Below are 3,403 nucleotides of genomic sequence, written 5' to 3' on the forward strand. Positions count from 1 at the left end.
CGTTGTCGTAATCGTGGTCGGATGATTCGATTACGACAACGACAACGACAACGACAACGACAACGACAGCGTACCCGGGGTCTCGGCCGCCACATCAGTTCTGATCGCACCCGCGCTCACGCAGCAGCTTGACCTGGAACAGGGTATTGCGCTCCTCCTCCTCGAGCGCCGAGGCGATGAAATGGATGGTCCGGCGGTAGCGCGGGATGATGTTGTATTTGAGCGCGTTGACCCGCTTCTGCGCCTTGCGCTGCTCCTCCATCAGGCGGTGCAATGCGGTCTCCACCTCGCTCAGGCGGGCCAGCAGGACGGCCGCGTTGGCCAGATTGTCGCGGCTGGTGTCGAAGCTTGCATCGGTGCCGAGCAGGCCCACGGGCTTGAGCGGAAGCCGCTCGGACGTGACCGCGGGGTACTCCACGCCCAGGGCGCGGCGCGGGAGTATGTCCACCCGCAGCGCCGCTTCGGCCCCCAGGGCCGCCTGGCGGATGCCCCGGCTGCCCATGCGCAGGTGGGTGAGGCTCAGGCACCGGTAGGCCTGCGCCAGTGCCTGCTGCGCCTGGGCGCGCAGGCTGCGGTACTCGCCGATGCGCTCGTAGACCAGGCGGGTGAGCAGTTCGCGCTTGCGCTCCAGCAGGTCGTGCCCCTCCTCCAGGAATTTCACCTGCTTCTTGAGCTTGAGCAGGGTGTTCTTGGTGGGCGGGACCTTGATCAGGGGTTGTGCCATGGTGTCTCGGCGAGTGGTTGGTATCGAGTCAAGAACAAGTTAGACACAATCGTTGTCGTTGTCGTAGTCGTAGTCGTAGTCGTAGTCGGAGAAGCGCTGCAAATTGGTTGCGAGTGAATTCCGGGCGTTGCGATAACCTCGATTACGACAACGACAACGACAACGACAGCATTGTAGGTTGGGCTGAGGAACGAAGCCCAACAAGCCGCAATAAGCACCGAGCGGAAATGTTGGAGTTCGTTCCTCGGCAACCTCGGCATTACGGCATTTTATTCTGTCGGCGGAGGTCAGCCACCATTCCAGGCCGCGCGTTCCTCGATGCAATCCGGTCCGCCCTCCTCGAATTCCCGACAGATCAGCGGACGCTGTTCATAAATGCGACAGCGCAGGGTGTCCCGGTCCAGCGCGGCGCACCAGCCGTCCGCCAGGCGGTCCATCGACGCGACGCCGCCGGGGTTGGGCCTGGTGAAGCGGCGGGGGACACCGGTTTCCGTGATGCACAGGACCTCCAGGCGGCAGCAGACAGCGGCGCAGGTGGCGCAGGTAACCATGGGCCCTGCCTGCTGTTCCGTTGGCAACAATAAGATGCTAGATGCACTTGCCATTCGATCTGAATCCGTTGGCGGGCTGTCAGTGCGATCGCATCTGGGCCAAGAGTCCGCCAATTGCTCCACGTACCCGCGCGGACTGTAGAATAGAAGCGATGGCTTCCTCGAATGCCTCCTGGTTTGCACACTTGATGGATTTTTCTTCCGCCATTACCACAGCCGGATATAGCTCGACTCCATGGCTCACCTCCAGCACCTGGAAACGATAGTTGTTGAGGGCCGTCGCAACGAGATACATGATTACCCGAAACTCGTCTCCCGGGTTTAAGGGATCACGAAGGAGAGGATTTCCGGAAACTGTGGTGGCTGCGGTCAGTAGACCGTTCGTCGCCTTTGCGAGCAGCGCGCCCTGTTGCTTCAGTATCTCGATCGGTGCCAGTACTGGACTGGCCATTGGCAGTTCGCCCCAGAGGCTCTTGATGTGCTGCTCTGCTGCCTGCTCAGGCTTGACTCTCATTTTCAGGCTCTCCGGTTAGGTTCGTACGGTGAATATAAGGGGCAAATGATCAGAAAAGGTGTCGGCGATACGGCCCTTGTGCAGCAGACTCCTGCTCCCGATCTCGGTGATGATACTCACGTCATGCTCGCGGTAGGCTTCAAGCAGGGCGGGGCGGTATAGTACCTGATCAAAGGTGTTCCAGAAAGGAGTGGTCACCCCTCTGGAATAATAGTAAGTGCCAGGTGGTCCTCGCGTCTCGTCGCCGAGAAAATTCCACATCGGGTTATAGAAGAAAAAGCGCTTCTTTCCGTGGACGGTTCGCGCCTCTCTCTTGGCGATACCCTTACACATTACTGCGTGCAGCCCCTCTGACCCGCATACTCCGTCCTCAAAGGGATTCATATTGAGATCGCCGACGACTACGGTTCGCATATGTCCATAGCGCCGCTCGGCTTCACGAATCTCTTCCACGATGCGGTGCATCAACAGCGATTGTTCTTGGTCGCTCGCGTAAAGTTTACTTGGATAATGAATAGCGACCAGCAAAACTTGCTGTCCCAAAGGAGGGTCGATCGCTCGAATAGCACAATAATCGGGATCGGACACGGACGTGAACAGGTCTTCCGGCAGCCTAATGAAAAAGGATAATCGCGTGGAATAATTAATCGGTTTCGTGAATAAGCGCTCGCTGTCACGGTTGAGCGCCGTCAGCAATAAACTGTCGGAAATTCCGGACTCGGCGAGTACCAGAATATCGATGTCGTGTATATCACAAAGGTGCCTGAGCGGTTCCGCCAAGGGCTTCCTGTTGATGTTCCAGAAAAGTACTCGAAGCATACGATTTCCTTGAACACAGCAGAACAGTTCTTGGCGGGTGGAACCGGTCCGCGGCAAGCGCCTATGGCCGACTGGTCTCGCCCGTCCCCGGCCAGAATGCCTTGTCCAACACCTGTTCGACAGTATAGGGGCAAACCTCGGGAAAGCAGGACTCCGGCAACTCCGTCTCGAGGATGGCATTGTAACGGGCCTCCTCGTACCCGTCGGCAACCAGTTCGGGGACGTGGCTGACCAGGCTCGGGCTGTCCCTAAGCAGGCGGTTGGCGGCGTGGCGGGCATGGTAGATTGAGTCCCACCAACCGCTGTTGCGCTGCTCCGGCTGAAGTTCCCACTTGAGCAGGTGCAGGAGCAACACGGCGAGGTGGTTTTCAACGGCCCGGCTCTCACCGCGTCCCAAACACTCCAACTCCTCAGCGATGTTGGGGATGTCCGCCTCGGCGAAGCGCCCTTGGCGGAGCAGGGCGGCGTTCTCGAACAGCCAGCGGCTGAAGTCGGTCTCGTAGAGGTCGCTGATGGTCGCGGGGGTTGGGGGCAGGGTCATGGTCGACACCAAATGTCACGCCCTTTCAGGGCTGATGGGTAGGGTGGCGTTACCCCAGGGCGTTGCCCTGGGCTGGTATGTCGCGCCCCGTCGGGGCTTCGGAACGGTTCACCAATCAGTTAAACAAGTCAATTAGAGTATGCCTTTAGCGCCATTGTCGTTGTCGTTGTCGTTGTCGTAATCGAGGTTATCGTGGCGCCCCGGATTCTCTCGTATCCCAAATTGCATCTCTTCTCCGATTACGACAACGACAA

Annotated in this window: 6 protein-coding genes; all 6 read right to left on the reverse strand. The window is 58.8% G+C overall.

The features are described from left to right. Positions 1-94: 94 nt before the first annotated feature. Entirely contained in the window at positions 95-724 is a 630-nt protein-coding gene (locus tag QZY48_RS04670) for a V-type ATP synthase subunit D (protein ID WP_295428389.1), read from the reverse strand. A 39-nt stretch (positions 725-763) separates the two neighbouring features. Then, positions 764-928, reverse strand: a complete 165-nt coding sequence (locus tag QZY48_RS04675) for a hypothetical protein (RefSeq protein WP_295428391.1) — start codon at positions 926-928, stop codon at positions 764-766. 83 nt (positions 929-1,011) lie between these two features. After that, positions 1,012-1,275 carry a YkgJ family cysteine cluster protein gene (locus QZY48_RS04680; RefSeq protein ID WP_295428393.1) on the reverse strand — a complete coding sequence of 88 codons (264 nt, stop codon included), beginning with the start codon at positions 1,273-1,275 and terminating at the stop codon, positions 1,012-1,014. A 79-nt stretch (positions 1,276-1,354) separates the two neighbouring features. Further along, positions 1,355-1,789 (reverse strand): hypothetical protein, encoded by a 435-nt coding sequence (locus QZY48_RS04685; protein ID WP_295428396.1) that lies wholly within the window; start codon positions 1,787-1,789, stop codon positions 1,355-1,357. Between the two features lie 15 nt (positions 1,790-1,804). Then, entirely contained in the window at positions 1,805-2,608 is an 804-nt protein-coding gene (locus QZY48_RS04690; protein ID WP_295428398.1) for an endonuclease/exonuclease/phosphatase family protein, read from the reverse strand. Between the two features lie 61 nt (positions 2,609-2,669). Continuing rightward, positions 2,670-3,149 (reverse strand): DUF29 domain-containing protein, encoded by a 480-nt coding sequence (locus QZY48_RS04695; protein WP_295428400.1) that lies wholly within the window; start codon positions 3,147-3,149, stop codon positions 2,670-2,672. Between the last annotated feature and the right edge of the window lie 254 nt (positions 3,150-3,403).

The organism is uncultured Thiodictyon sp. (assembly GCF_903828115.1).
GTDB lineage: Bacteria > Pseudomonadota > Gammaproteobacteria > Chromatiales > Chromatiaceae > Thiodictyon.

Excerpts from the sequence above, each read along its gene's own strand:
- QZY48_RS04670 (WP_295428389.1), bottom strand. The coding sequence starts at position 724 with ATGGCACAACCCCTGATCAAGGTCCCGCCCACCAAGAACACCCTGCTC.
- QZY48_RS04680 (WP_295428393.1), bottom strand. The coding sequence starts at position 1,275 with ATGGTTACCTGCGCCACCTGCGCCGCTGTCTGCTGCCGCCTGGAGGTC.
- QZY48_RS04685 (WP_295428396.1), bottom strand. The coding sequence starts at position 1,789 with ATGAGAGTCAAGCCTGAGCAGGCAGCAGAGCAGCACATCAAGAGCCTC.
- QZY48_RS04690 (WP_295428398.1), bottom strand. The coding sequence starts at position 2,608 with ATGCTTCGAGTACTTTTCTGGAACATCAACAGGAAGCCCTTGGCGGAA.
- QZY48_RS04695 (WP_295428400.1), bottom strand. The coding sequence starts at position 3,149 with ATGACCCTGCCCCCAACCCCCGCGACCATCAGCGACCTCTACGAGACC.